Here is a 25,868-nt window from a genome sequence, read left to right as displayed (position 1 = left end):
AAGCGCCTCCCAGTCAGACCCTCAGATGCCGTGCACGCGGCCGCATTTCGGGAATGGTCCGTCCTGGTGAGAGGACACGCCGAAGGAATTCCACACAATCGGATATTGCCGCAGGTCACGGACCGTCAGAAAATTCCTGGTCACGGCAACTCGGATGGCGCACGGGGCTTTCCTTCGGCCACCCGTTCGCCCGCTCCCCGTCGCCGGGCGACCTTGCTGCCATTAGCGTGCTCATATGCGCGGATGACGAGGCGACGGCCGCGTCGAGAGGGGATTGCGAATGTCTGCGTCCGAGTTGGCCGAAGAGGAGGAGCGGCAGAGGAAGCGCGCTCCTTGGGGCGTCATAGCGCTTGTTCTGCTGACCGGCCTCGCACTCATCCGGAACGGTTCCGGCGAGTTCGACGTGGGCCCCCCGCAGCCGGCCTCGGCGGCAGCGGCGGACAGCCGCACGCCGGGCGGCACGTTCTCGAAGACGCCCGACGCGCTGCCGTACTCCGTGGCCGACCGGGTACGGATCCCCGCCATCCGCGTCGACGCCCCGGTGATGCCGGTGGGCCTGGACGTGGACGGCTGGGTCGACGCGCCACCGCCCGACGACGCGAATCTCGCCGGATGGTTCACCGGAGCGGTCTCGCCCGGCGAGAAGGGCACGGCCGTGGTCGTGGGCCATGTCGACAACACGCGGGGCCCCGCCGTCTTCTACGGGCTCGGGGCGCTCAAGAAGGGGAACAAGGTCGAGGTCCTGCGCAAGGACGGGAAGACCGCGGTGTTCGAGATCTACGGCATCGAGGTCTTCGCGAAGAGCAATTTCCCCGGCGACCGCGTGTACAACAGCAAGGGAACCCCCGAATTGCGCGTCATCACGTGCGGCGGCGGTTTCTCCAAGCAGCACGGATACGACGGGAACGTGGTCGTCTTCGCGCGCCTTTCCGAGGTGCGCTGAGCGTTCCCGGACCGGGCGTGCGAAAGCCGGTCGGCGAGGCGTTGCGCTTCCCGCCGGCCGCCCGGCCGAAAGCCCCGCGACACACGGTGCGCGGGGCCCTTTTCGGTTCTAGGCGTACTTACGGCGCGGCACCGTCATGTGGTAGCCGGCGTCCAGCAGGCGCGGGAGGTAGGTGCGCAGCGCCTGCACGCTCTGTGAGCGGTCGCCGCCCGCGTCGTGCGAGAGGACGACGACACCCGGGGCGGCCTCCTTCTGGACCGTGCCGACGATCGCACGGGTCCCGGGCCTCGCCCAGTCGTTCGTGTCGATCGTCCAGGACATCGGCTCCATGCCGAGTTCGGCCCCGATCTGGTAGGTCGCCCGGTTCCACTCCCCGTAGGGCGCGCGGAACCAGGACGGCGGCTCGCCGTAGGCCTCGTCGATGACCTCGCTGGTGCGCTCGATCTCGGAGCGGATCGCGGAGCGCGAGAGCTTGGTGAGCAGCGGATGGCTCCACGTGTGGTTGCCGACGAGGTGACCGTCGTCGGCCATCTCGCCCAGCAGGTCCTTGTTCTCGGCGGCCGTCCGCCCGCACACGAAGAACATGGCGTGCACGTCGTACTCACGCAGGGTCCGCAGGATCTCGGGGGTGTAGTGCGGGTCGGGGCCGTCGTCGAAGGTCAGCACCATGGAGCGGCCGCGCCCGGACACGCGGATGAAGGGCTCGTGCCGGACGAGGGTCCGCAGCTGCGTGCCGTGCGGCGGGGCGCCGTACCCGGCGAGGGGCTGGAGGCGGTAGGCGGAGGGCTTGAGGGCCCGGTTCGCCTGCGGGCCGGAGAGCGGCAGACCCTGCGCCGGATCCGTGGCCTGACCGGCGGTCAGGACACGGGCCGTGCCCGCCGCTCCGGCCGCCCCCAGGACGGCGGCGCCGGCGATCAACGCCCGGCGCCGGGTAATCAGCTGATCCTTTTTCATGACCAATCAGTCACCCGGCGGAGGGCTCGCCACGCCGGACAACACCCGTAGGGCCTCGTGAATGCACCCGCCTGGACCATTCAGCGGCGGCGCACCAGCGGGAACGGCAGCGTTTCACGGATCGTCAGGCCGGTCAGGAACATGACCAGCCGGTCGACGCCGATGCCGAGCCCGCCGGTGGGCGGCATGGCGTACTCCAGCGCGTCCAGGAAGTCCTCGTCGAGCTCCATCGCCTCGGGATCTCCCCCGGCGGCCAGCAGCGACTGCTCGGTGAGCCGGCGGCGCTGCTCGACAGGGTCGGTCAACTCCGAGTAGGCGGTGCCCAGTTCCGTGCCGAACGCGACGAGGTCCCAGCGTTCCGCGAGCCGCGGGTCGGTGCGGTGCTGCCGGGTGAGCGGGGAGACGTCGGTCGGGAAGTCCTTGTAGAAGGTGGGGAGCTCGGTCTTCTCCTCGACGAGACGTTCGTACATCTCCAGGACGACGTCACCGCGTCCGTCGTCCGCCGTGTACGGCACGCCCGCGCGGTCGCACAGCCGCAGCAGCCTCTCCAGGCTCGTGTCGGCGTCGATCTCGTCCCCCAGCGCCTCGGAGACCGCTCCGTACACCGTCTTGACGGGCCAGTCCCCCGAGATGTCGTACTCGACACCGTCCTTGCGGGCGACCGGTGTGCCGAACGCGGCGGTGGCGGCGCCCTGGATCAGCTCGCGGACGAGGTCGAGCATCACGTCGTAGTCGGCGAAGGCCTGGTACGCCTCCAGCATCGTGAACTCGGGGTTGTGCTTGTAGGAGACACCCTCGTTGCGGAAGGTGCGGCCCATCTCGAACACCTTCTCCATGCCGCCGACGCACAGCCGTTTGAGGTAGAGCTCGGGCGCGATGCGCAGATAGAGGTTCAGGTCGTAGGCGTTGATGTGGGTGGTGAAGGGCCGGGCGTTGGCTCCGCCGTGGATCTGCTGGAGCATCGGGGTCTCGACCTCCAGGTAGCCGCGGTCGAGCAGCCCCTGGCGCAGCGCCTGGACGGCGGTGGAGCGGGCACGGACGACGTCGCGGGCCGCGGGGCTGGACACCAGGTCGAGATAGCGGCGGCGCACCTTCGCCTCGGGGTCGGCGAGGCCCTTGCGCTTGTCGGGCAGCGGGTGCAGGCACTTGGCGGTGAGCTGCCAGGAGGTGACGAAGACCGTGGGCTGGCCGGAGTCGCTGGCTCCCGCGAGACCGTCGGCGCTGATGTGGTCGCCGATGTCGATCACCTGCCGGAAGCGGTCGAGCGCCGAGCCCGACTCCGTGCGGGTGAGGGCGATCTGGAGGTCACCCGACCAGTCGCGCAGCACGGCGAACAGGAGGCCGCCGAAGTCGCGTACGAGCATCACCCGTCCGGCGACGGTCACGTCCTCGCCGCCGCGGACGTCGGCCAGGACATGGGTGCGCGGCGGGATGCCGACCGGGTAGGGGTCGGTGCCCTCGGCGCGCAGCCGGTCGAGTTTGCGGTACCGCACGCGGACCTGGTCGGGCAGCCCGGTGGTGGGGTCCTCGCTCCCGGCCCCGCCGTCCGCGTCGAGGCCGAGGGCCGCCAGCGACGGCAGTCCCGCGGTCGTGGCGGGTGCGGGTCCGCCCTTCGGATGCCCCTTGCCCCACAGACTGCGCAGCGAGGGCACGGAGACGAAGCCCTCGGCGATGGCGGAGGCCATGCCGATGCGGGCGAGGGCGCCGGTGTCGCCGTAGCAGATGAAGCGCGGGTACCACTCCGGGTGGTACTTGGCGTTGGAGCGGTACAGGGCCTCGAGCTGCCACCAGCGGGAGAAGAACAGCAGCAGTCTGCGCCAGAGTCTGAGCACCGGGCCGGCGCCGATGCGGGCGCCCTCCTCGAACACGGAGCGGAACACGGCGAAGTTGAGGGAGATGCGCCGGACCCCGAACTTGCCGGCGACCGCGCACACCTCCGCGACCATGAACTCCATGACTCCGTTGGGCGCGCTGCGGTCGCGGCGCATGAGGTCGAGGGAGATGCCGTCGCGGCCCCAGGGCACGAAGGAGAGCAGCGCGAGGAGCTTGCCGTCGGACCCCATCGCCTCGACGAGCAGACAGTCGCCGTCCTCGGGGTCGCCGAGCCGGTCGAGGGCCATCGAGAAGCCGCGCTCGGTCTCGGTGTCGCGCCAGGCGTCCGCCCGGCTGACGATCTCCTCCATCTCGCTGTCGGTCAGGGTGGAGTGCCGGCGGACCCGGCAGGTGGCGCCGGTGCGTTTGACGCGGTTGACGGCCTGCCGGGTGACGCGCATGTCGCGGCCGGACAGGTCGAAGCCGGCGACGTGCAGGATCGCCTCGTCACCGAGCTGGAGGGCACCGAGCCCGGAGCGCGCGAACGCCTTGGCGCCCTCCTCGGACGCGCCCATCGCGGCGGGGGCCCACGCGTAGCGGCGGGCGATGTCCAGCCAGGCGGCGATCGCGTGCGGCCAGGCCTCCCGGTCGCCGACGGGGTCACCGCTGGCGAGGCACACTCCGGCCTCGACGCGGTAGGTGACGGCCGCCTTGCCGCTGGGCGAGAAGACGACGGCCTTGTCGCGGCGGGTGGCGAAGTAGCCGAGGGAGTCGCCGCCTCCGTAGGCCTGGAGCAGGGCGCGGATCCGGGACTCCTCGTCGCCGTGCAGGGCCGCGACCAGACGCTGGGAGCGGAAGAGCGTGGCGGCCGCGTTGAGCAGGGCCAGAGCGCCGAACAGGCCGAGCACGAAGAACAGCCAGCGCGGCGGACGGCCGTCGAACGAGCGCCCGGAGACGAGCCCGCCGCAGACCCGGTTGGCGGCCCACAGCAGCCGCTGGCCCTCCGCCAGGGTGCCGGGGAACAGTTCGACCAGGCCCCAGCCGAGCAGGATCGCGAGGACGAGTCCGGTGACCAGGACGAGCAGGGCCCGTCGTACGGCGGCGCGCCGCGAGTCGGCGTAGAACTCCCGTCGGGCCACGATCAGCAGGGCGAGCAGGAGTCCGCAGACGATCAGCGAGGGGATCGAGGCGGCGTACAGGCCGGCGGCGATCCCGAGGATGTCGGTCAGGACGAGCAGGCCGAGGTAGACGACCACGAGCCACCAGGCGATCTTCTTGCGGGCGGCCGTCGCGGCGGAGAGCAGGAAGAGGAAGACGGCGTACGCGAGGTTGGCGCTGACCGGGATGATCAGAAGGTCGAGGAAGCGCACGACCGGGCGCAGCAGTGCGCGCAGCGGGGGTATGAAGGCGAGCAGGGTGCAGAGCAGACCGATGGCGACGAAGAAGGCGGCGAAGCCCTCGGGCACCTTGCTGAGGAAGCCGGTCCCGGGCGGCCGTGCCGGGCCGCTGGCGGTCTTCGGCGGGCGGGCCTCCACGGTGGCACTCATGGATCCGACTGTAGGAAGAGCGGCGGCGACCCGCCCGTCGAGCCGATCTCGGAGGCTCCCCCCGGGGCAGGCGGATCCGCGGGTTCCGATAGCCTCGCAGCCGTGACGGAAGAGCAGCACGCGCATCGGTTCGAGCGCGGGACGGACGGTCCCAAGGTCATCGTCGTCGGTGTGGACGGCTCCGACTCCTCGTTGCGCGCCGCGGCGTACGCCGGTGGTCTGGCGCGGCGGCAGCGGGCGCTGCTGGCGGTGGTCTACGTCAAGCCGGTGATGGCGGCGGGAGCGGCGCTCGGGGTGCCGGTCGCGGAGACGACGGACGAGATCGCCGAGGATCTGGTGCAGTACATCCGCGACGCCGCCGAGCGGGTGAAGGACATATTCGATGTGCGCTGGGAGTTCCACACGTTCCGCGGCGACCCCTACAACGGCCTGGTCACCGCCGCGGACGAGCTGAAGGCGGACGCCGTGGTGGTCGGGGCCTCCGAGCAGTCCGGGCACCGGATCGTCGGTTCGGTGGCGGTCCGGCTGGTGAAGGCGGGCCGCTGGCCGGTCACGGTCGTGCCGTAGGCGGTGCGGCGGGAGTGCCGTGGAGGGTCGCCGTGGGGGCGCCGTGCCGGTCGGTGCGGTCCCGCGTCATTCGGCCATGAGGAGGCCGGACCGGACCGCGCCCCTGCCGAGGACGACGTCGCGGATCCGGTCGCGGACGGCACCGACGGTGGCGCCCCGCTCCAGCGCCGCGTCCAGGTCGACGACCCGGCCGGCGTCGAGGTCGAAGGCCAGCGGGACGAACTCGGCCTTCGTCACCTCCCACCGCTGTGAGCGCCGCGCGGGCGGGGAGAAGGTGAAGCGGCCGAGGGTGCTCTCGTTGCCGCGCGGGTCCTGGACGCCCCGGTCGTTGTACATCTCACCGGCGATCTGGTCGCCCGTGCCGTAGACGACCCAGGTGCCGTTGACCTTCTCGTACGCCTGCGGGACATGGGAGCGGGTGCCGAGGATCAGGTCGATGTCGGGCCGGCCGCCGGTGCGGGAGGCGGTGAGCTGTCTGCTCAACCGCAGTTGGCGCTCGTCGGGCCCGTCCTGCCATTCGGTTCCCCAGCCGAGGGAGACGACGACCACGTCGGCGCCGGCTCTGCGGGCGGCTCGGGCGTCCGCGAGGATCCGGGCGGGGTCGGTCAGGCCGACCGCCCAGGGCCGGCCCTGCGGCAGCGGATGCCCGCCGGTGTCGTCGGTGTACGCGAGATGCGCGACGCGGGCCCCGCCCGCCCGCATCAGGGTCACGGCGGTCGCCTCCCGCTCGCCGCGGGCCGATCCCGCGTGCCGCACGCCCGCCCGGTCCAGCGCGTCCAGGGTGCGCCGGACGCCGTCGGCTCCGTCGTCCAGCGTGTGGCTGGAGGCGGTGGAACAGGAGTCGTACCCCGTGGCGGCGAGCCCCTCGGCCACCTGGGGAGGGGTCTTGAAGACGGACGAGCCGGTGGGGTCGCCTTCGGTGTCGTACACGGTCCGCAGGTGACAGATCGCCAGGTCGGCCCGGGAGACGAGGGGTTGGACGCCGGCGAGCATGGGCCGGAAGTCGTATCCGGTGCCTCCCGCGTCGGAGCCGGCCCGTTCGAGGACCGAGCTGTCCGGCAGGACGTCGCCTGCGGCGACGAGGGTGAAGCCGCGGGCGGCGGGGGGTCCGGGCCGCCCGCCGGGGTGCCGCGCGGCCGTGTCGTGGGCCTGACTGGTCACCGCGGCCGCGATGAGGGCGGCCGCGAGGGCCAGATGGATCTGTCGCGCGCGTGTGATCATGCCGGGCCCCATGCGGTCGCATTTCCCTACTAATAGATACGCATCCACGTACACGGGCCGCCCGCAGTCAAGGAGACACCGCCGCGGCTCACCCGTTCGGCGTTCACGGGCAGGCCCGCCGGGGCGAACGGCGGTACGGACGCGGCAGTCCCGGAATCCGCGGCTCCACCTCGGCCGACCGTTCGGCGCACCGTTCGCCGACCGCTTCGACCGCCCACCGCACAACCGTGTCCCCGGTCTGTCCGCGCGGGGCCCGGGACGCTGGCATACACGCCATGACGGCCGGAACCACCACCATCACCCCCAGGACGACCGCCGAGCACGAGCTGGCCGCGCTGCAACGCGAGCACGGCCGCCCCCTGTTCGCCCTGCTGCTGCGCCTGTCCGACGGCGACCGCCAGCGCGCCGAGGACCTGGTGCAGGAGACGTTCGTCCGCGCCTGGCAGCATCCCGAGGCCCTGCGCGCCGACGACTTCGACTCCGTACGGCCCTGGCTGCTGACCGTCGGGCGGAGGCTGGCCATCGACGCGCGGCGGGCCCGGCAGGCACGGCCTCCGGAGGTCGGTGACGCGATCCTCGACAACGCGCGGGTCTGTGCCGATCACGCCGAACGCTCGGCGGCGGCACTCGATGTGCGAGAGGCTGTGAAGACACTCACTCCCGAACACCGTGAAGTCCTGGTGCTGGTGTACTTCCAGGGGGCCAGTGTGGCGGAGGCCGCCGCGGCGCTCGGGATTCCGCCCGGTACGGTGAAGTCCCGCGCGTACTACGCGCTGCGCGCCCTGCGCCGGGTTCTTCCGGGATACGCGGCCGACCTGCGGTGAAACCGAAGACTTGGTCAAACCTCTGTAAAGCGCCTTGCCGAGGACCATGGTTGAGCAATCAGCTTGCCTCATCCGTTTTCCGGACTGGGGCCCGGGGTCGGGCGACGCGCACGCACCGGAGGAAGGCAGGAAGGGATGCTGCACAGAGGGCAAGAGAGCACGGACGGCACCGGTGGGGGCGAACTCACCGTCCCCATGGCCTGGTTGTACGCCGAGTACATCGCCGACGAACTGCTGCGGACGGGCGACCTGATGCCGCCCACCTCCTTCGAGTTCCGCGCCGGGCGCGACGCCCTCGCACTGACGATCTTCCTGTCCGACAGCGGCGGCGAACTCTCCGGGATCCGGGTCATCACCCAGCTGGAGACCTGGCTTTCGCTCACGGCGTACGACCAGCCCTGGCACACCTGGGTGCGCGAGCACCTGGCGCTGCGCGCGGCCGAGTCCACCGGATGCGCCGGGCCCGATCCCGATCTGGAGCTGGCGGCCGCGGCCTGGCGGTGGCTGGAGGAGACGGAACTGCTCGCTCCGGACCTGGACGCGGTGCCCGGCGGTGGCTCCGTGCCTGGTGAGGACGACGGCCCCAAGGTGTGGACGGCGGCCTGGCGGCTGGGGCTGCCGCTCGGGCATCTGGCCATCCACCTCTTCTGAGGGCGGCCGTGACCGCGCCGGAATCACTTCCGGTGGCGGCCGCGACCGCGCCGGGAACAATTCCCCGGCGCTCGCACCAATCCGCGAGCGCCCCCGCTCCGAACGTCTTGACCCCGATTCCTGACGAGTCTTGAGTGATTCGACGGTCTGATGCGTACCCGTGGGCAACAGCAACACCACTCACAGTCCGCACCAACGCCACGAGGATTCGGTATTCGGTATGAGGTCCCTGGAACGGCATCGCGACGTCGGCGCCTATGCGCTCGGCGTGCTCGGCGAGGCGGAAGCCTTCCGCTTCGAGGACCACCTCGTGGAGTGCGCTCAGTGCACGGCGTTCGTCAGCGAGTACCGCCCCGCCACACGGCAGTTGATGCTGTACCGGCAGTCGACGCCGCGCAGCGTCCACCCCTTCGCCGCCCCCGGGCCGCGGCTGCTCGACCGGCTGCTCGGCGAGGTGGCCACGCGCAACCGGGCCCGGCGCCGGCGCCTCCTGTTCGCCCTGGCCGCCTCCGTGGTCCTCGCGACGGGCGGACCCGCGCTCGCGCTCGTCGTCGGCCACGACTCCCCCTCGGGCACGGCCGTCGTGGCCGACCCCCCGTCGAGCCAGATGGCCAGGACCGACGCGGAGACCGGTGTCTGGGCCCAGGTGACGACCCGTGAGCGGCTCTGGGGCAGCGACATCGAGGTCGAGGTCAAGGACGCCAAGGGTCCCCGCTCCTGCGAGCTCGTGGCCATCGGCAAGGACGGCTCGGAGCAGTCGGTGACGAGCTGGATGGAGCCCGCGGACAACGAGGCGCCCCTCACGATGCAGGGCGGCTCGTCGATGCGGTCCGACGAGATCCGCCGGTTCGAGGTGCGCACGGCGGACGGCGAGCACCTCGTGACGCTCAACTCCCCCTGAGCGAAACCCTTTTCACCGCCCGGGGCACCGAGGGACCGCCCGCACGGTCCGTCTACTTGAGCAGCCGGGACATCCGCCGGTCCGCCAGCGGCCTGCCGCCCGTCTGGCAGGTCGGGCAGTACTGCAACGAGGAATCGCTGAAGGAGACCTCGCGGATGGTGTCACCGCACACAGGACAGGGCTCCCCCGTCCGCCCGTGCACGCTCAGACCGCTCTTCTTCTCCGACTTCAACCGCCCGGCGGCCAGCCCGTGGGAGCGCTCCACCGCCTCGGCGAGCGTGCCGCGCAGCGCCTCGTACAGCCGCCGGGTCTCCTCGGGGGTCAGCGAGGAGGCGATCTTGAAGGGGGACATCCGGGCGGCGTGCAGGATCTCGTCGCTGTAGGCGTTGCCCACACCCGCGATCAGGCTCTGGTCGCGGAGCGCGCCCTTGAGCCGGCGCCGCTCGCCCTGGAGCAGCCCGGCGAACCGCTTCTCGTCGAAGTCGTCGGCGAGCGGGTCCGGGCCGAGCCGGGCCACGCCGGGAATCCGCTCCGGGTCCTCGACGACGTACACGGCGAGCCGCTTCCGGGTGCCCGCCTCGGTGAGGTCGAAGCCCTCGCCGGTCTCCAGCGCGAGGCGCAGCGCGAGCGGCCCCTTGCCGGGCCGGGGCGGGCCGTCGGGGAGCGTGTCCTTCCAGTGCAGCCAGCCCGCACGGGCCAGATGCGTGACGAGGTGCGGGCCGTCCGTACCGATGTCCAGAAACTTGCCGAACCGGCGGACGGCCGTGACCTCGCGTCCCTCCAGGGCGGAGACGGGAGGGTCGTACGTCTTCAGGACGCTGACGGCGACGGGCAGCACGCGCACGACACGGCGTCCGACGAGACGTTCGGCCAGGAAATCCTTGAGCGCTTCGACCTCGGGCAGCTCCGGCATACGTCCAGAGTGCCATCCGGCGCCGACGACGCCAGGGACCGGACGACGCCGGGCGTCAGGTGCGCTCCCGGACCATGAACTCGCACCACACGACCTTGCCGCCGCCGCGCGCCTCGACACCCCACACATCGGTGAGGCGGTCGACGAGCAGCAGTCCGCGGCCCGAGACACCGGACTCGCCCGCCTCGCGGCGGCGCGGCAGCGCGCTGGAGGAGTCCTCGACCTCGACGCGCAGTCTGCGGTCGGATCCGGCCAGGACGCGCAGGGTGACGATGGCCGAGCCCTCGGTGTGCATGAGGGTGTTGGTGATCAGTTCGTCGGCGACCAGCTCGATCTCGTCGGCCCGGTCCCGGGCTCCCCACGCGCGGACGGCGGCCCGGATCATGTGGCGGGCCTCGCTGAGCGCCTCCGGGTCGCCGGGCGCCACATGCTGCTGGAGGCGTCCGCCCGAGCGCTGGTCGATCAGACCGTGGCGGCGCAGGAGCAGCAGGGCGACGTCGTCGTCGCCGCCGCGCTCCTCGGCCATGTCGATGAGCCGGTCGGCGAGGTCACTGACGTCCTCCGGGCCGCTGCGGATGACGTCGCCGAGGATGCGCATCCCGTCGTCGAGGTCGACACCCGGCTCCTCGACGAGTCCGTCGGTGCACAGCAGCAGGGTGTGGCCGGGGTCGAGCTCGACGGTGGCGACCGGGTACTCGAGGCGTCCGAACTCGGCGGACAGGCCGAGCGGCAGGCCGCCTTCGAGGGGCAGCCGCCGGCAGGTCCGGTCGGTGGAGCGGACGAGCGGGTCGATGTGGCCGGCCCGGACGAGCTGGGTCACTCCGGTGGACAGGTCGATCTCGGCGTACAGGCAGGTCGCGAAGCGGTCGGTGTCGAGTTCGTGGAGGAAGACCGAGGCACGGGCCATCACGGTGGCCGGGGTGTGGCCCTCGGCGGCGTAGGCGCGCAGGACGATGCGGAGCTGGCCCATGACGGCGGCGGCGTGCGTGTCGTGGCCCTGGACGTCGCCGATGACGGCGCCGACGCGTCCGCCGGGCAGCGGGATCAGGTCGTACCAGTCGCCGCCGATGTCGCGGCCGAGGGAGGCGGAACGGTAGCGGACGGCGATGTCGGCGCCGCTCACGCTGGGGATGGAGCGCGGCAGCATGGCCTGCTGGAGGCCCTGGGCGAGGTCCTTCTCCTGCTCGAAGAACATGGCCCGCTGGAGGCTCTGGGCGATGCTGCTGCCGAGCGCGACGAGGACGTTGCGCTCGTCCTCCGAGAACCCGTGCCGGTCGTTGTAGAGCAGGCCGATCGCGCCGATGGGGCGCGCCTGCACGATGAGCGGCAGATAGGCGGCCGAGGTGATCTTCAGACCGGTGATGTTCGGCCACAGGAGCGGATACGACTCGGCGAACTCCTCGGGCGACTCGATGAAGTGCGGTGCGAGGGTCCGTACGACCTCGTTCATCGGGTACTGCGCGTCCAGGCGCGTGACCCGGGTGCCGGGGACGTAGCTGTGCTCGGGGCCGGTGGCGACCATGCGGATACGGCCGGACTCCACCAGGCCCATGACCAGGCTGGCCGCCCCGAGGTGGGTGAGGCCGTGGGTGTCCTGGAGCACGTCGATGACGTCCTGCACGGTGACGGCGTGGGCCAGCGCGGCCGTGGTGAGCTGGACGACGCTGGTCTGCTGGCGCCGTACCTCGTTCTGGGCGGCCTGTTCGCGGCGCGCCGCGCTCTCGTCGAGCTCGGCCGTGGCGTCACGGACGATGCCGATGATGCGGCGCGGCCGGCCGTTGTCGTCGCGGCGGATGTAGCCCTGGGTGTGGGTCCAGCGCACGGCTCCGTCGCGGCGGCGGATACGGAAGTAGGCGCCGTAGTTCTCGCTGCCGTCCTTCAGGGCGTGGGAGACCATCGTGTCGAGCCGCCGCGACTCGGCCGGCGGGACACGGATGCCCAGGGTGGCGGGCTGCCCGTCGTATTCGTCCGGGCGCATGTCGAAGATCTCGTGGGCCTGGGCGTCCATCTGCATCAGACCGGTGTCCAGGTCCCAGTCGAAGCTGCCCATGCGGTTGAGCGCCAGGATCGGATCCGGGTGGGCGGGCCAGTCGTCCGGGAGTGACAGGGCGCTCGCTCCCCGATCAACCATGGGGCCACCATGCCAGTATTTGCCCGATTGTTCGACTTCTGGGGGGCCTGGTTCCAGGCCCCCCGGACGCGAGGGTGTTCACCTGCCGGGGGTGTCGGCCGAGACGTCGAAGACGCTGTCCGGACCGGTCGGCCCGTCGGGGATCAACTCGCCGTCGGGTGCCTCGGGGCTGTCCGGGCCCGTGTCCTCGGTGGGGGTGCCCGGCTCGTCGGACGGTTCCCGCAGTGCCGGGGGCTCCGGTGAGGCGGAGCGGCCGGGGTCGGCCGGGCCGGTCGGCGGAGCCGTGGTGTCGCCCGAGGGGGCCGCGGGCGCCGTCGTCGGCGCCGCGGTGACGGTGGCCGAGGGGCAGTGCGAGGGCTCGGCGCTCGGGCGCGCGGAGCGGCCCGGCCCGGCCACGTCCATGGCGGCGCCGTCCGTCGGCACGGCGGTGGGCGCGGTGCCCGGCCCGGTGCTCTCGTCCGGGGTGCCCTCCCCGGTCCCCGGTGTCGGCGTCACCGTCGCGGTCGCTGTCGCTGTCGGCGTGGGGCAGTCGGACGCGGAGGCGTCGGGGGACGGGCTCCGGCCGCCCTGCGAGGTGCCGGCGGAGGGCTCGCGCGCGGTGGCGGAGTCGTGCGGCAGCGGGTCCGGGCTCTCGGGCGGCGGTACGGCGTGGTCGTGCCGGTGGCCCTCGTACCCGACCGGCCGCTCGATCCAGGTGTGGTCGGCGACGTCGACGATCGTGATGTCGGTGATGACGGCGGGCGCCGGTGTCACCGTCACGACCTGGGCGGGCCGGTACCCGCTCCAGGGCCTGCCCCGGGTGTCCGGGTTCCCGTCGGCCTTGGCGGGCCGGCCCAGCGGGTTGCCGCAGGCGCAGCGGACCCGGGGTACGCCCCGGTCGTCGACGAGGACGGCCGTGCCGGCCTGGAGGACGGCCTGGAAGCCGGTGGCCTGCCCTGCGGCGAATCCGTGGTCCGTGACGCCGGTGTCGGCGCGGAGCACGACCGGGGTGAGCCGGCGCAGATAGTCCGGGACGGACTCCGGGGAGATCCCGGAGAGTTCGGCGAAGACGCGGGCCCTGGCCCCGTCGGCGGCGAGGAACCTGATCTGCCGGGCGACGTCGCAGCTGCCGGCGTTGCGGGTGCCGCCGTACAGGCCCGGGGTGGCGCCCGAGACGGTGCGCGCGCCCCGGGTGCCGGTGGGCGACGGTTGCGGCGTTCGGGTGACGGGCGGCGGGGGCCCGGGGGTGGTGTCGGTGGGCGCCGTGAAGGGGTCGGGCCCCTGGACCGCGAGGGGCTGGAGGAGCACCTCGTCGCCGGTGGATCCGTTCGGCGCCGTGCCCCCGCCACCGCCGCCACAGCCCGCGACGACAAGGAGTGCCGCCGCGAACGCGCAGGTCGCGACAAAGGTCCTGGTGGGTATGTGCACCACGTCTCTCCTGTCCGTCCCGGGCAGTTGGTGCCTCATTGTCTGCGTCACTCTCTTGGCGCACGCAAGCGGAAATCGGTCACCCAGCGTCACAATGGAGGGGAGAGGAGCACCCGCCATGGAGTGGTTCGTCGCACCCGACTACTGGCTGAGCCGACTGGTGTTCCAGCGGGGGCTGGCCGTGCTGTATCTGGTCGCGTTCCTGGGCGCGGCCCTGCAGTTCCGTGCGCTGACCGGGGAGCGCGGGATGCTCCCGGTGCCGCGCTTCGTGCGGCACGTCGCGTTCCGGGACGCGCCGAGTGTCTTCCACTGGCGCTACTCGGACCGCTTCTTCGCCGCCTGGTGCTGGACGGGCTGCGCGGTGTCGGTGGCGCTGGCCGCCGGGCTCGACGGGTATCTGCCGCTCTGGGGGGCGATGCTGCTGTGGCTTCTCCCGTGGGCCCTGTACCTGTCGGTCGTCAACGTCGGCCAGACCTGGTACTCGTTCGGCTGGGAGTCGCTGCTGCTGGAGGTGGGCTTCCTCGCGGTGTTCCTGGGCAACGACGAGGTGGCGCCACCGGTCGTCGTGCTGTTCCTCATGCGCTGGGTGCTGTTCCGGGTGGAGTTCGGCGCGGGGCTGATCAAGATGCGGGGCGACGCCTGCTGGCGGAACCTGACCTGCCTCTACTACCACCACGAGACCCAGCCGATGCCGGGTCCGCTGAGCTGGTTCTTCCACCATCTGCCCAGGCCGTTCCACCGGATCGAGGTGGCCGCGAACCACTTCACCCAACTGGTTCTCCCCGTGCTGCTGTTCACTCCGCAGCCGGTCGCGACGGCGGCGGCCTCGCTGATGATCCTGACCCAGTTGTGGCTGGTCCTGTCCGGCAACTTCGCCTGGCTGAACTGGACGACGATCGTGCTCGCCCTGAGCGTGACCGAACTGCCCACCACCGCGCCGCACGTCGCCGCCCCGCCGCTCTGGTACGAGGTGGTCGTCCTCGTGGTGGCCGCCGGCCTGCTGGCCCTCGGCTACCGTCCGGCACGCAACATGGTCTCCCGGCGGCAGGTCATGAACCGCTCCTTCGACCCGCTCCACCTGGTGAACACCTACGGGGCGTTCGGCAGCGTCAGCCGGGTGCGTCACGAGGTGGTCGTCGAGGGCACCACGGACGAGGCGCCGCGCGAGGACGCGGACTGGCGGGAGTACGAGTTCAAGGGCAAGCCTGGCGATCCGCGGTACTGGCCGCGCCAGTTCGCTCCGTACCATCTGCGGCTCGACTGGCTGATGTGGTTCGTGGCGCTCTCTCCCGGCTACGCCGGCACCTGGTTCTCGGCTCTCGTGGAGCGGCTGCTGGAGAACGACCGTGACACCCTGCGACTCCTCCGCCGCTCCCCGTTCCCCGCCGACGCCCCGCCCCGCTACATTCGCGCCCGCCTCTTCCGCTACCGGTACACGACGTGGCACGAGTTCCGCGAGACGGGAGCGTGCTGGCACCGGACATACGCGCGCGACTTCCTCCCGCCGACGAGGCTGGAGGGCGCCGACGAGCGACGTGTTCCGTACTAGTGCCGCGACAGGCATACGGTTCCGAAGTGATCGGTGATCATAGGCGGTGAGTGAGCCGGTGGCCGGCGCTCCGCGACGGGCTGTACCGGCCGGACGACACGGGCCTGGAGCTCCATGTCGAGGGTCCGGGGGCTTACCACCCGGATGCCGGGCAGCCGATTCCCTTTCGTGCCGGAGGACCGGTCGATGTGGCCCGGGCCCTTGGTGCTCGACCTCGGCGGCGCTGCCCTTGGCTGACGCCGCCGAGGGACCGGGATCAGGCGCGGTGGACGCGGGTCTCCCGTTCGGGGAGGGGGGCGTCGGCGGGCAGCAGGCCCTCCTTGTGCAGCTCGCGCCAGAAGTCCGGGGGCACGGGCGTCGTGAACTGCTCGGCGCAGTCGCGGACTTCGGCCGCCGAACGGGCGCCTGCCAGGACGCTCGCCACCGCGGGGTGGGCGGCCGGGAAGGCCAGGGCCGCGGCGCGCAGGGTCGTACCGTGCCGCTCGGCGATCACCTTCAGGCGCAGGGCACGGTCCAGCAACTCGCCCGGAGCGTCGGTGTAGTTGTACGTCGCTCCCGGGCGCGGGTCCGCCAGCAGGCCGGAGTTGAAGGCGCCGCCGATGACGACGGAGGTGCCGCGGTCCTGGGCTGCGGGCAGCAGTTCGGTGAGCGCGCCGTGGTCCAGGAGGGTGTAGCGGCCCGCGCACAGCACCACGTCGACATCGGTCTCGCGGACGAAGCGGGTCAGCATCCGCGTCTGGTTCATGCCCACGCCGATCGCGCGCACCACGCCCTGCGAACGCAGCTCCGCCAGAGCGGGAAAGCCCTCGCGGAACGCCTGCTCGGCGTGGTCGTCGGGGTCGTGGAGGTAGACGACGTCCACGCGGTCCAGGCCGAGCCGTCCGAGGCTGGCGTCCAGGCTCCGTCGTACGCCGTCGGCGCTGAAGTCCCATACGCGGCGGTGCGTGGCGGGCACCGCGAAGCCGTCGGCCAGATCGTCGCCGCCGGTGTCCACGGACTCCAGGAGGCGGCCCACCTTCGTCGAGACGGTGTACTCGGCGCGGGGCCGGTCGCGCAGGGCCGTGCCCAGGCGCCGTTCGGAGAGGCCGAGGCCGTAGTGCGGGGCGGTGTCGAAGTAGCGGATGCCGCTCGTCCAGGCGGCGTCGACCGCGTCGTACGCCTGCTCGTCGGTGACCTCGGTGTACAGGTTGCCGATACCGGCGGCGCCGAAGGACAGCGCGCTGACGGGGACGCCGTCGGCGCCGAGGGAGTTCACCGGACCGCCTGGCGCGGCCGCAGGCCCTGCATCCCGCCGTCCACCGCGAGCGCGGTGCCGGTGGTGGAGCCGGACAGCGGGCTCGCCAAGTAGGCGATGGCGCCCGCGGCTTCCGGTGCCGACACCAGGCGGCCGGTCGGATGGCGGGCCTCCAGCGCGGCGCGCTCGGCGGCCGGGTCGGCAGCGGCGTCCAGGAGCCGGCCGACCCAAGGGGTGTCCACCGTGCCGGGGTTGACGCAGTTGACGCGGATGCCTTCGCCGACGTGGTCGGCCGCCATGGCCAGGGTCAGAGCGAGGACGGCGCCCTTGGACGCCGAGTACAGCGCCCGCTGGGGCAGTCCCGCCGTGGCCACGACCGAGCAGGTGTTCACGACGGCCGCGTGCGCGGACTCCCGCAGGTGGGGAAGGGCGGCGCGGGTCGTCCGCACGATGCCGAGGAGATTGACGTCCAGGACCCGGTGCCATTCCCCGTCGTCGTTGTCCTCGACGGTGCCGCGGGCGCCGATGCCCGCGTTGTTGACCAGGATGTCGAGCCCGCCCAGGTCCGCGACCGCGGCGGCGACGGCCGCGCGCACGGAGGCGTCGTCGGTGACGTCGGCGCGGTAGCCGGTCAGGGGCTTTTCGACGGCCGATGGATCGAGATCCAGGACGGCGACCCGGGCGCCGCGGGCCGCGAGGAGACCGGCGGCCGCCCGGCCGATCCCCGAAGCGCCCCCGGTCACCAGCGCCTTGAGTCCGTCGAAGTCCTGAGAGTCCGTCATACGGCGTTTCCCTTCGGGTCGTCGGCGGTCCGCCGGGCGAGGTCGGCGGCCCAGAAGGTACCGCCGGGATAGGTGAACTCCGCGACGGACCCGGGCCGCATCGCGGCGGAGAAGCCCGGCGCGGTGGGCGCGGTGTAGTGGCCGTCGCGGATCACCACCGGTTCGGTGAAGTGCTCGTGCAGATGGCCGACGTACTCGATGACGCGGTCCTCGGTGGTGCCGGACAGGGCGACGAAGTCGAACATCGCGAGGTGCTGGACGAGTTCGCACAGGCCCACACCTCCGGCGTGCGGGCAGACCGGGACGCCGAACTTGGCGGCGAGGAGCAGGATGGCGAGGTTCTCGTTGACTCCGCCGACCCGGGCGGCGTCGATCTGGAGGATGTCGAGGGAACCCGCCTGGAGGAGCTGCTTGAAGACGACGCGGTTGTGCGCGTGTTCGCCGGTGGCGACCTTGACGGGGGCCACCGCCGCGCGCACGGCGGCATGGCCGAGGATGTCGTCGGGGCTGGTCGGCTCCTCTATCCAGTAGGGCCCGCACTCGGCGAGCGCCTTGGTCCAGGTGATCGCCTCGTCCACGTTCCAGCGCTGGTTGGCGTCGACGGCGATACGGATGTCCGGGCCCACCGCGGCACGGGCGGCGCGGCAGCGGCGCAGGTCGTCCTCCAGGTCCGCGCCCACCTTCAGTTTGATCTGCCGGAAGCCCCCGGCGACGGCCTCGACGGCCAGGCGGGTCAGCTTCTCGTCGCTGTAGCCGAGCCAGCCGGGTGAGGTGGTGTAGGCGGGGAAGCCGTGTGCGCGCAGGGTCGCGGCGCGCTCCCCGGCGCCTTCCCTGCCCCGGCGCAGCAGTTCCAGCGCTTCCTCGGGCGTCAGCGCGTCCGTGATGTAGCGGAAGTCGACCTGGCCGACGAGCCATTCGGGATCGGCCTCCGCGAGCAGTTGCCACAGCGGTCGGCGCGCGCGTCGTGCGGCCAGATCCCACACGGCGTTGACGACGGCGCCGATCGCCATGTGCATCACGCCCTTCTCTGGTCCGAGCCAGCGCAGCTGGCTGTCGCCGACCAGGTCCCGGGAGAGGGAGCCGGGGTCGGCGCACAGCTCGTCGAGGGACCGTCCGATGACGTGCCCTCGCAGCGCGTCGATCGCGGCGACCTGGACGTCGTTGCCCCGCCCGATGGTGAAGGCGAAGCCGTGACCCTCGGCTCCGTCAGGGGCGTCGGTGCGCAGCACGACGTACGCGGCCGAGTAGTCGGGGTCCGGGTTCATCGCGTCCGAGCCGTCGAACGCGCGCGAGGTGGGGAAGCGGATGTCGTGGGTGTCGACCGCGACGACACGGGCGGAGGTCGGGGGCACGGCGTGCCTTTCCGTCGGCGACAGGGGTCCATGGCCGGGTGCGGAGGAATGCTCGGTCCTGAGGATCTCCCCCGATACCCGTCCGCGTACAGCGTCGGACACGCTTCGGCCCGAAGGCCGGGGCCCGGACCCTCGACGCGGCGCCCGGACTGCGGGCAGAGTGCTCCCGTAACTACTCACCAGTACGAACCGAGTGAGGAGCGCCCGTGACCACCTGGCCCGGCCGGACGGCCACCGAGATCGCCGCAGCCGTACGCGAGAAGAGGGTCACCCCCCGCGAGGTGGTGGCCGAACACCTCGCGCGGATCGAACGCCTCGACGGGCGCGTCGGCGCCTTCCGTACGGTCCGCGCCGGGGCCGCGCTCGCGGAGGCCGACGAGCTGGCCGGCAGGGACCTGGGTCGGCTCCCCTTGGCGGGTGTGCCGGTGGCGGTGAAGGACAACCTCGCGGTGCGCGGCGAGCAGACCCGCAACGGCTCCGCCGCGACCCCGGACACGCCCGCCGACGAGGATCACGCCACCGTGGCCCGGCTGCGGGCGGCGGGCGCCGTCGTGGTGGGCCTGACGAACGTGCCCGAACTCTGCGTCTTCGGCACCACGGAGGGCGTGTACGGCAACGCCCGCAACCCCTGGGACCTGTCCCGCACGGCGGGCGGCTCCTCGGGCGGCAGCGCCGCGGCGGTCGCCGCCGCGTTGGTGCCGATCGCGCTCGGCAACGACGGCATGGGCTCGCTGCGCATCCCGGCCGCCAACTGCGGTCTGGTCACCCTGAAGCCGGGCCACGGGGTGATCCCGGCAGGGATCGGTCACGGCGACTGGTTCGGCATGTCGGAGAACGGCCCGCTGGCCACGACGGTGGAGGACGCGCGGCTGATGTTCGCCGTCCTCGCGGACATCGAGCCGGCCGTGCCGGCCGAGCCCGCCACCCGCAGGATCGCCGTCTCGGTGCGCAGCCCGCTGGCCGGAATTCACGTCACCCGGCCGTATACGAACGCGGCCCGGGAGGCCGCCGCCCTGCTGGCCGAGGCGGGTCACCGGGTGCGGACCGCGAACCCGCCGTACCCGCTCTGGCTGAGCACGACCTCGCTCGCGCACTGGACGGCGGGCACCGCCGTGGATGCCGAGGACCTCGACCCGCGCAGGCTGGCCCGGCGCACCCGCGTGCATGCCGCGGTCGGCCGCCGCTTCGTGACGGGTGCCCGCAAGGGGGAGCGCCGCGAGCAGTTGCGCGGACGTCTGGCGGCGTTCTTCGCGGAGTACGACGTGCTGCTCACCCCGGCACTCGCCCGGCGCTCGCCCGCCTCCGCCGACTGGCACAGGCGGGGCTGGCTGCGCAATGTCCTGGCCAACACCAACTACTCGCCGATGACCCCGCCGTGGAACCTCACCGGCTGGCCCGCGATGTCGGTTCCGTTCGGAAGGCTGCCGGGCGGCGCCCCCTGTGCCGTCCAGCTCGTCGGACTGCCCGGCTCCGAGGCGGCTCTGCTCGATGTGGCCGGGCAGCTCGAGGTACTGCACCCGTGGCGGCGTACGGCTCCGCTCGGCTAGGAAGTGGTGTCCGGCCGGAGGGCGTTGTCGCCGGGCCGGAAGGTGGTGTCGTCCGGCCGGAGGCGTTGCCGTCCGGCCGGGAGGTGGCGTCACACGCCGAAGCCGCGGCCGGTCGTCGGCCGCGGCTTCTCCTGTTCGGCATGCGCGCGGGTCCGGCACTCCCGTGCCGTGTCCGGTCGCGCCGACTCCTGGCGTCGGTCAGTCGACGCTGGGCAGGATGTGGGGCTCCGCGAGGTCGTCCTCGTAGCCCGCGAGGCGGATCGGGGCGGACCTGGCCCACACGTCCAGGCTTCCGAGCTTGGTGTCGGACCCACCGCCGAGGTGCTCCCTGTGTTCCTTGGGGCCCTGATCGAGATTCGTCTTCTCTGGTGTCACCGCGCACTCCTTATGTGTCGGGTCACCCTCGGGACGTTAGGGCCCGGTGCTCTCGGGTCGCCTGACGGCCGCTCGGGTATGAGTCGAAGCAGTTAGGGACGCGGTGGCGCCGGTAACTCGTGTGAGAGCAGGCCGTGGTGACCGGCTTGTCCCGGGACGGACCGTGGGTGTGGGTGGACCCCAGTAAGTCTGTCCGTCGGCTACAGCCTAACCAAATGAGCGGCCCCCCGCTCTATGGGGCTGAAAACGTGAGGTTACTGTCACACGTCATCCAGAGCCCATCAGGCCACGATCTGCAGCGATTTGAAACATGATGCCCTCTTCGCGACCACCCATTCGGCTCAATATCGCCCCTGAAGGGGGGTGTCAGGACATGTCACGGCACGCGTGAGTCACCATCGGCCGACGGCCGTCGCGCGCATCCTGCTCGAAGGCGCCACGCAGTTCAGTTCCCGTTGGCCGGTTCGCAAGGAGGCCATGCTGTGCTGTCGCACGGCAACGGCCTTTCTCGCGGGAGGACTGACGCATGGAGCTGCGCAGCGTCGAGGAGCTGATGAACCTGCTGCACGCCTGCCGGGGCGTCCACGACATCCCCGAGCTCACCCACTCCCGGCCTCACCCGGGCGGGGGAACGCCCGCGGGCGACCCCGTCGACCTGCACGACCACGCCCTGCAGACCGCCGCACTGCTGCGCCGGGGCCACCCCAGCGACAAGGAACTCCAGGTCGCGGGCCTGGTGCACGACATCGGGCATCTGCTCGGGCCGGGTGACGACGCCGGGCACGCCGACCTCGCCGCCGACGCGATACGGCCGCTCCTCGGCGAGCGCGTCTCCGGTCTCGTCCGGCTGCACGTCACGGCGGGGCGCTATCTGGCGGCCGCCTCACCGGGCCCCGGGCCGTCCCCGCGCAACACGCTCCACCCGGATGCCGCGGGCTGCGCGATGACCCGGCACGAGGCGGCCGCGTTCGAGCACGACCCGCTGGCCGAGGACGCGGTGACCCTGCGGCAGGCGGACGACGCCGGCAAGGTCCCCGGCCTGTACGCCGGGGAACTGGAGGACTGGCGCACCCTGCTGGAGCTGGTGGCGGAACGTTCCGCGCGGCTGGGAGCCACAGACTGACAGGTGCCGGCGCGCGGCCCACGCCCGCCGCGCCCACCCGCCGGAAGCGGTCGGCGGAAGCGGTCGCCGCCAGGGCCTGTCGGCTGACGGCCCGTCATGAGACGGTACGCGGATGACGTCGCCGTACGGTCTGGACGGCAGGGCCGCCATCGTCACCGGCGCCTCACGCGGCATCGGTCTCGCCGTCGCCGAGGCGCTCGCCGCGTCGGGGGTGCGCGTGTGCGTGAGCGCGCGGGACCCGGACGCGGTGCGGCACGCGGCCGGACAGGTCGGCGGCATCGGCCTCGCCGGTTCCGTCACCGACGGAGCGCATCTGACGGAACTGACCGCGGTGACCCTGCGAGCCTTCGGACGCCTGGACATCGTGGTCAACAACGCGGCGACCAACCAGCCCTACGGCCCGCTCATGGACGCCGACCCCGGTCGCTGGCGCGACGCGTTCGCCGTGAACGTCGAGGCACCGCTGCGACTGGTGCAGTGCGCCTGGCGGGCCTGGATGGGCGAGCACGGCGGGGCCGTGGTCAATGTCTGCACGGAGGGCGCCGGACACGTCGGCCCCCAGGTCGGCGCGTACGGCACCAGCAAGGCCGCCCTGCTCCATCTGACCGGGCAGCTGGCCGGCGAGCTGGCCCCGAAGGTGCGGGTCAACTCGGTCTCCCCCGGCCTCGTCCGTACCGAGATGGCCCGCTTCGTCTGGGAGGACTCCGAGGACGAACTGGGCGCCGGGCTCCCGCTCGGCCGCATCGGACAGCCCGAGGACGTCGCCCGCGCCGTGACCTGGCTGGCCTCCGACGCGGCCGGCTGGATCACCGGTGCCGATCTGCTGGTCGACGGGGGAACGCGGGTGAGAGCGGCCTACCCGGGCTCCCCCGCCCACGCCGTCCACGAACGGCTGCGCGCGCGGACCCCCGACGGGCGAGGGTCCGCGCCGTGACCGGCGGTCCTACCACTTGCCGGGCGCGTAGTCCTTCAGGAAGACGCCGTACAGGTCCTCGCCCAGCTCGCCGCGGACGATCGGGTCGTACACGCGGGCCGCGCCGTCGACGAGGTCGAGCGGGGCGTGGAAGCCCTCGTCGGCCAGGCGCAGCTTGTCGTAGTGCGGGCGCTCGTCGGTGATCCAGCCGGTGTCGACCGAGGTCATCAGGATGCCGTCGGTCTGGAACATCTCCTGGGCGCTGGTGCGGGTCACCATGTTCATGGCGGCCTTCGCGGCGTTCGTGTTCGGGTGTCCCGCGCCCTTGTAGCCGCGGCCGAACACGCCCTCCATCGCGGAGACGTTGACGACGTAGGCGCGCCCCGCGGCGGCCGTGCGGGCGGCTTCGGCCATCTGCGGCCGCAGCTTGCTGATCAGGATGAACGGCGCCGTGTAGTTGCAGAGCTGGGTCTCGAGCAGTTCGACCGGGGAGATCTGCTCGATGGTCTGCACCCAGGTGTTGCTGTCGACGACGTCGGGGAGCAGACCGCCCGCGTCGATGGCGGTGCCCTCACGGTGGCGGACCACACTGGCGTTGCCGGCGACCAGGGCGAGGTCGGCCACCTTCTGCGCGTCGAGACCGGAGACGCCGACGGGCAGCGCGGCCAGTCCGTCGACCGCTCCGGAGTTGAAGGCGCCGATGATCTCGCGGGCGGGCAGTTCACCGGCCGGCAGCGGCGCGCTCTCGCCCTCGACGAGCGCGGCGTAGGCGGACGGCAGCCGGCGCACGGTCTGCGTGGCGTTGTTGATCAGGATGTCGAGCGGGCCCTGCTCGGCGACGCGGTCGGCCAGGGCGACGGCCTGGGCCGGGTCGCGCAGGTCGATGCCGACGACCTCCAGGCGGTGGATCCAGTCCGCCGAGTCGTCCATGGCCTTGAAGCGGCGGATCGCGTCGTTCGGGAAGCGCGTGGTGATCGTGGTGTGCGCGCCGTCACGCAGCAGGCGCAGCGCGATGTACATGCCGATCTTGGCGCGGCCGCCGGTGAGCAGCGCCCGCTTGCCGGTGAGGTCGGTGCGGGCGTCGCGGCGCGAGCGGTTCAGGGTGGCGCAGTCCTGGCAGAGCTGGTGGTAGAAGTAGTCGACCTCGACGTACCGCGTCTTGCAGGTGTAGCAGGAGCGCGGGCGCTGGAGTATCCCCGCGATCCTGCCCTCCTCCGTCACCGACGACGGCAGGATGCCCTCGGTCTCGTCGTCGATGCGCTGGGCGGAGCCGGTCGCGGTGGACTCGGTGACCTGCTTGTCGTGGGCCGTCTTGGCGGCGCGGCGCTCCTGGCGGCGGCGCTGCTTCACGGTCCGGTAGACGCCGGCGGTGGCGCGGCGCACGGCGATGGCGTCGGGGTGGTCGACGTCGATCTTCTCGAGTTCGTCGAGCACGCCGAGACAGACGGCCAGCCGCTCGGGGTCGATGCCGGGACCGAACGCGATGTCCGCCACATCTGTCGTGTCCACGGCGGGGGTCGCCCGGCCGTCCTCTGTCACCGTCATCGCTGCCGTTCCTCGGGTTGTGCGCCGCGTTCGAAACCGCGCTCGCTTTCGAAGGCGGAATTTTACGGACCAATCGCGCGCGGCACCAAACCCGTTGTGATCATGGCGTGCAAGCGGTGATCAGTACGCGCACCTCCTCGGCCAGGGAACGGGCCAGCAGATCGAGGTCGGGAACGGCCTCGGCGTCGGCCACCAGCCCGTAGTGGACCTTCCCCCGGTAGGTCGAGACGGCCACCGCGAGGGCCTGGCCGCGGGCCAGCGGGGCGAACGGATAGACCTCGGTGAGCGGGCAGCCGCCGAGCTTCAGCCCGAGGCTGGGCAGCGGCACGCTGGTGACGAGGATGTCGAACAGCAGCCGCGCGGCCTGGCCCACGACCGGGCCGCCGAGCCGGTGCCCGAGCGGCGGGACGTGGTCGGCGAGCAGCGCGACGGCTCCCGCGCCCCTGTTGGGCCCTGCGTCCTTGTTCCGGTCCATCGCCGTCCGTACGGCACGCAGCCGGCCGAGCGGGTCCGGGTCGTCGACGGGAAGCCGTATCAGATAGCCCGAGAGCCGGTTGCCCTGCGGCTGCGCGGTGCGCGGCCGGCGCCGGGAGACGGGGATCAGGGCGCGCGGGGAGACGCCCTCGCTGCCGTCGCCGCGCTCGTCGAGCCAGCGGCGCAGGGCACCCGCGACGACGGCGATCAGGACGTCGTTGACGGTGCCGCCGACGGTCTTGCGGACGATGTGCACGTCGTCGAGGTCGATCACCACCCCGGCGGTGCGCCGGGTGCCGGTGGGCGACGAGGTGAGGGCGGGCGAGGACTGCGCGCCGAGTGTGGCGCGGGCCACCGAGGTCCCGATGTCGAGGGCGCGGCCCACGTCGGACAGGGTGCCGCGGACCAGACCCGGCAGCTTGCGGACGTCCGGGAAGAGCCCTCGGGGCGGTTCGGCGGGGCGCGGGCGGGGTTCCGGCAGGTCCATCGGGTCCATGATGGCGGCGGCCAGCATCAGCGCCCTGAGCCCGTCGGCGAGCGCGTGATGGAATTTGAAGAGCACCGCGAAGGACGTGCCGTCCTCGCCGGGCAGCACGTGCGCCTCCCAGGGGGGACGGCCGCGCTCCAGCGGGCGTTCCATGAGCCGGCCGGCCTCGGCGTGGAAGTCGGCGGTCGGTTTGTGGAGCAGGACGTGGTCCAGCGGCTCGAAGTCGGGCGCGGGCTCGCGGGCCGCGCCGCCGAAGGCGAGGGGTGCGGTGGGCTGCCACACGTCGCGGATGCGCATGCGCAGCCCGGGGACGGCGGCGGCGCGGGCCGCGAGCAGGTCCGCCGCGTGGGCGCCGGCGGTGGGCGAGTGCGCGGCGAAGACACCGAGGGCTCCGAGGTGCATCGGGTGCCGGTCGGACTCGATGTTCCAGAACGCCAGGTCGAGTGGTGCGAGGAGGTCGGAGATCAAAGGCTTGCTCTCGCGTCGACGACGGGTGAACTTGCAGTCAAACCCGGACTGGTGATTACGGTCAAGTACGATCAAGTTACGCACAGTTAACAGCGGATTAAGTCCCGCCCCTCGGACGAGGGACGGGACCGGCCCGCCTCAGGACGGG

21 protein-coding genes are annotated in these 25,868 nt (G+C 72.3%); 9 read left to right on the top strand and 12 right to left on the bottom strand.

Features of this window, described 5'->3' with window-relative positions; translation table 11 throughout:
* The first annotated feature begins 280 nt into the window (after positions 1 to 280).
* Positions 281 to 943 carry a class F sortase gene (locus OG410_RS36160; protein WP_329302995.1) on the top strand — a complete coding sequence of 221 codons (663 nt, stop codon included), beginning with the start codon at positions 281 to 283 and terminating at the stop codon, positions 941 to 943.
* A 108-nt stretch (positions 944 to 1,051) separates the two neighbouring features.
* Here the strand turns inward: OG410_RS36160 and OG410_RS36155 are convergent, their stop codons facing one another.
* Positions 1,052 to 1,897, bottom strand: coding sequence for a polysaccharide deacetylase family protein (locus tag OG410_RS36155; RefSeq protein WP_329302994.1), 846 nt, complete (start codon positions 1,895 to 1,897; stop codon positions 1,052 to 1,054).
* An 80-nt stretch (positions 1,898 to 1,977) separates the two neighbouring features.
* Complete coding sequence (gene lysX / locus OG410_RS36150; protein ID WP_329302993.1) at positions 1,978 to 5,256, bottom strand: bifunctional lysylphosphatidylglycerol synthetase/lysine--tRNA ligase LysX; 3,279 nt, start codon at positions 5,254 to 5,256, stop codon at positions 1,978 to 1,980.
* A gap of 102 nt (positions 5,257 to 5,358) precedes the next feature.
* On the opposite strand from lysX, the gene OG410_RS36145 reads away from it, so the two are divergent.
* Positions 5,359 to 5,823: a universal stress protein gene (locus tag OG410_RS36145; protein ID WP_328445506.1), complete on the top strand. Its 465-nt coding sequence runs from the start codon at positions 5,359 to 5,361 to the stop codon at positions 5,821 to 5,823.
* Between the two features lie 66 nt (positions 5,824 to 5,889).
* Here the strand turns inward: OG410_RS36145 and OG410_RS36140 are convergent, their stop codons facing one another.
* Positions 5,890 to 7,044 carry a CapA family protein gene (locus OG410_RS36140; protein ID WP_329302992.1) on the bottom strand — a complete coding sequence of 385 codons (1,155 nt, stop codon included), beginning with the start codon at positions 7,042 to 7,044 and terminating at the stop codon, positions 5,890 to 5,892.
* 275 nt (positions 7,045 to 7,319) lie between these two features.
* On the opposite strand from OG410_RS36140, the gene OG410_RS36135 reads away from it, so the two are divergent.
* The 3 genes from OG410_RS36135 (at position 7,320) to OG410_RS36125 (ending at position 9,420) form a co-directional block, all read left to right on the top strand.
* The gene (locus tag OG410_RS36135; RefSeq protein WP_329302991.1) at positions 7,320 to 7,868 is read left to right on the top strand and encodes a sigma-70 family RNA polymerase sigma factor; all 549 of its coding nucleotides are present in this window, start codon (positions 7,320 to 7,322) and stop codon (positions 7,866 to 7,868) included.
* A gap of 135 nt (positions 7,869 to 8,003) precedes the next feature.
* Positions 8,004 to 8,519 (top strand): hypothetical protein, encoded by a 516-nt coding sequence (locus OG410_RS36130; RefSeq protein WP_329302990.1) that lies wholly within the window; start codon positions 8,004 to 8,006, stop codon positions 8,517 to 8,519.
* 220 nt (positions 8,520 to 8,739) lie between these two features.
* Complete coding sequence (locus OG410_RS36125; protein WP_329302989.1) at positions 8,740 to 9,420, top strand: zf-HC2 domain-containing protein; 681 nt, start codon at positions 8,740 to 8,742, stop codon at positions 9,418 to 9,420.
* A 52-nt stretch (positions 9,421 to 9,472) separates the two neighbouring features.
* Here the strand turns inward: OG410_RS36125 and OG410_RS36120 are convergent, their stop codons facing one another.
* The 3 genes from OG410_RS36120 to OG410_RS36110 form a co-directional block, all read right to left on the bottom strand.
* Positions 9,473 to 10,333, bottom strand: coding sequence for an Fpg/Nei family DNA glycosylase (locus OG410_RS36120; RefSeq protein WP_329302988.1), 861 nt, complete (start codon positions 10,331 to 10,333; stop codon positions 9,473 to 9,475).
* A gap of 55 nt (positions 10,334 to 10,388) precedes the next feature.
* Positions 10,389 to 12,464 carry a SpoIIE family protein phosphatase gene (locus OG410_RS36115; RefSeq protein WP_329302987.1) on the bottom strand — a complete coding sequence of 692 codons (2,076 nt, stop codon included), beginning with the start codon at positions 12,462 to 12,464 and terminating at the stop codon, positions 10,389 to 10,391.
* Between the two features lie 78 nt (positions 12,465 to 12,542).
* The gene (locus OG410_RS36110) at positions 12,543 to 13,874 is read right to left on the bottom strand and encodes a DUF6777 domain-containing protein (protein WP_329302986.1); all 1,332 of its coding nucleotides are present in this window, start codon (positions 13,872 to 13,874) and stop codon (positions 12,543 to 12,545) included.
* A gap of 115 nt (positions 13,875 to 13,989) precedes the next feature.
* Between OG410_RS36110 and OG410_RS36105 the strand changes: the two genes are divergently transcribed.
* A complete protein-coding gene (locus OG410_RS36105; protein WP_329302985.1) occupies positions 13,990 to 15,420 on the top strand; it encodes a lipase maturation factor family protein in 1,431 nt (476 codons plus the stop codon).
* 256 nt (positions 15,421 to 15,676) lie between these two features.
* Here the strand turns inward: OG410_RS36105 and OG410_RS36100 are convergent, their stop codons facing one another.
* Genes OG410_RS36100 through OG410_RS36090 form a run of 3 tightly spaced genes read right to left on the bottom strand, consistent with a single transcriptional unit; the run spans position 15,677 to position 18,788 of the window.
* Positions 15,677 to 16,675, bottom strand: a complete 999-nt coding sequence (locus OG410_RS36100) for an aldo/keto reductase (RefSeq protein ID WP_329302984.1) — start codon at positions 16,673 to 16,675, stop codon at positions 15,677 to 15,679.
* The gene (locus OG410_RS36095; protein ID WP_329302983.1) at positions 16,672 to 17,436 is read right to left on the bottom strand and encodes an SDR family NAD(P)-dependent oxidoreductase; all 765 of its coding nucleotides are present in this window, start codon (positions 17,434 to 17,436) and stop codon (positions 16,672 to 16,674) included. The genes OG410_RS36100 and OG410_RS36095 overlap by 4 nt, the downstream gene beginning before the upstream one ends.
* The gene (locus OG410_RS36090; protein ID WP_329302982.1) at positions 17,433 to 18,788 is read right to left on the bottom strand and encodes an enolase C-terminal domain-like protein; all 1,356 of its coding nucleotides are present in this window, start codon (positions 18,786 to 18,788) and stop codon (positions 17,433 to 17,435) included. Before OG410_RS36090 ends, OG410_RS36095 begins: the two co-directional genes overlap by 4 nt.
* A 206-nt stretch (positions 18,789 to 18,994) precedes the next feature.
* On the opposite strand from OG410_RS36090, the gene OG410_RS36085 reads away from it, so the two are divergent.
* Complete coding sequence (locus OG410_RS36085) at positions 18,995 to 20,335, top strand: amidase (protein WP_329302981.1); 1,341 nt, start codon at positions 18,995 to 18,997, stop codon at positions 20,333 to 20,335.
* A gap of 198 nt (positions 20,336 to 20,533) precedes the next feature.
* On the opposite strand, the gene OG410_RS36080 is transcribed toward OG410_RS36085, so the two are convergent.
* Entirely contained in the window at positions 20,534 to 20,710 is a 177-nt protein-coding gene (locus OG410_RS36080; protein ID WP_328672913.1) for a hypothetical protein, read from the bottom strand.
* A gap of 526 nt (positions 20,711 to 21,236) precedes the next feature.
* Here OG410_RS36080 and OG410_RS36075 point away from each other — a divergent pair.
* Positions 21,237 to 21,833, top strand: a complete 597-nt coding sequence (locus OG410_RS36075) for an HD domain-containing protein (protein ID WP_329302980.1) — start codon at positions 21,237 to 21,239, stop codon at positions 21,831 to 21,833.
* 112 nt (positions 21,834 to 21,945) lie between these two features.
* Positions 21,946 to 22,767, top strand: a complete 822-nt coding sequence (locus OG410_RS36070; RefSeq protein ID WP_329302979.1) for an SDR family oxidoreductase — start codon at positions 21,946 to 21,948, stop codon at positions 22,765 to 22,767.
* Between the two features lie 9 nt (positions 22,768 to 22,776).
* On the opposite strand, the gene OG410_RS36065 is transcribed toward OG410_RS36070, so the two are convergent.
* Both OG410_RS36065 and OG410_RS36060 read right to left on the bottom strand, forming a co-directional pair.
* Entirely contained in the window at positions 22,777 to 24,291 is a 1,515-nt protein-coding gene (locus OG410_RS36065) for an SDR family NAD(P)-dependent oxidoreductase (protein WP_329302978.1), read from the bottom strand.
* A 100-nt stretch (positions 24,292 to 24,391) separates the two neighbouring features.
* On the bottom strand, positions 24,392 to 25,720 hold the full coding sequence (locus tag OG410_RS36060) for a wax ester/triacylglycerol synthase family O-acyltransferase (protein ID WP_329302977.1): 1,329 nt from the start codon (positions 25,718 to 25,720) through the stop codon (positions 24,392 to 24,394).
* Between the last annotated feature and the right edge of the window lie 148 nt (positions 25,721 to 25,868).

Origin of the sequence: Streptomyces sp. NBC_00659, from assembly GCF_036226925.1 — a bacterium.
In the GTDB taxonomy this organism is placed as follows: domain Bacteria; phylum Actinomycetota; class Actinomycetes; order Streptomycetales; family Streptomycetaceae; genus Streptomyces.
This window is presented reverse-complemented; position numbering and strand designations above follow the sequence as displayed.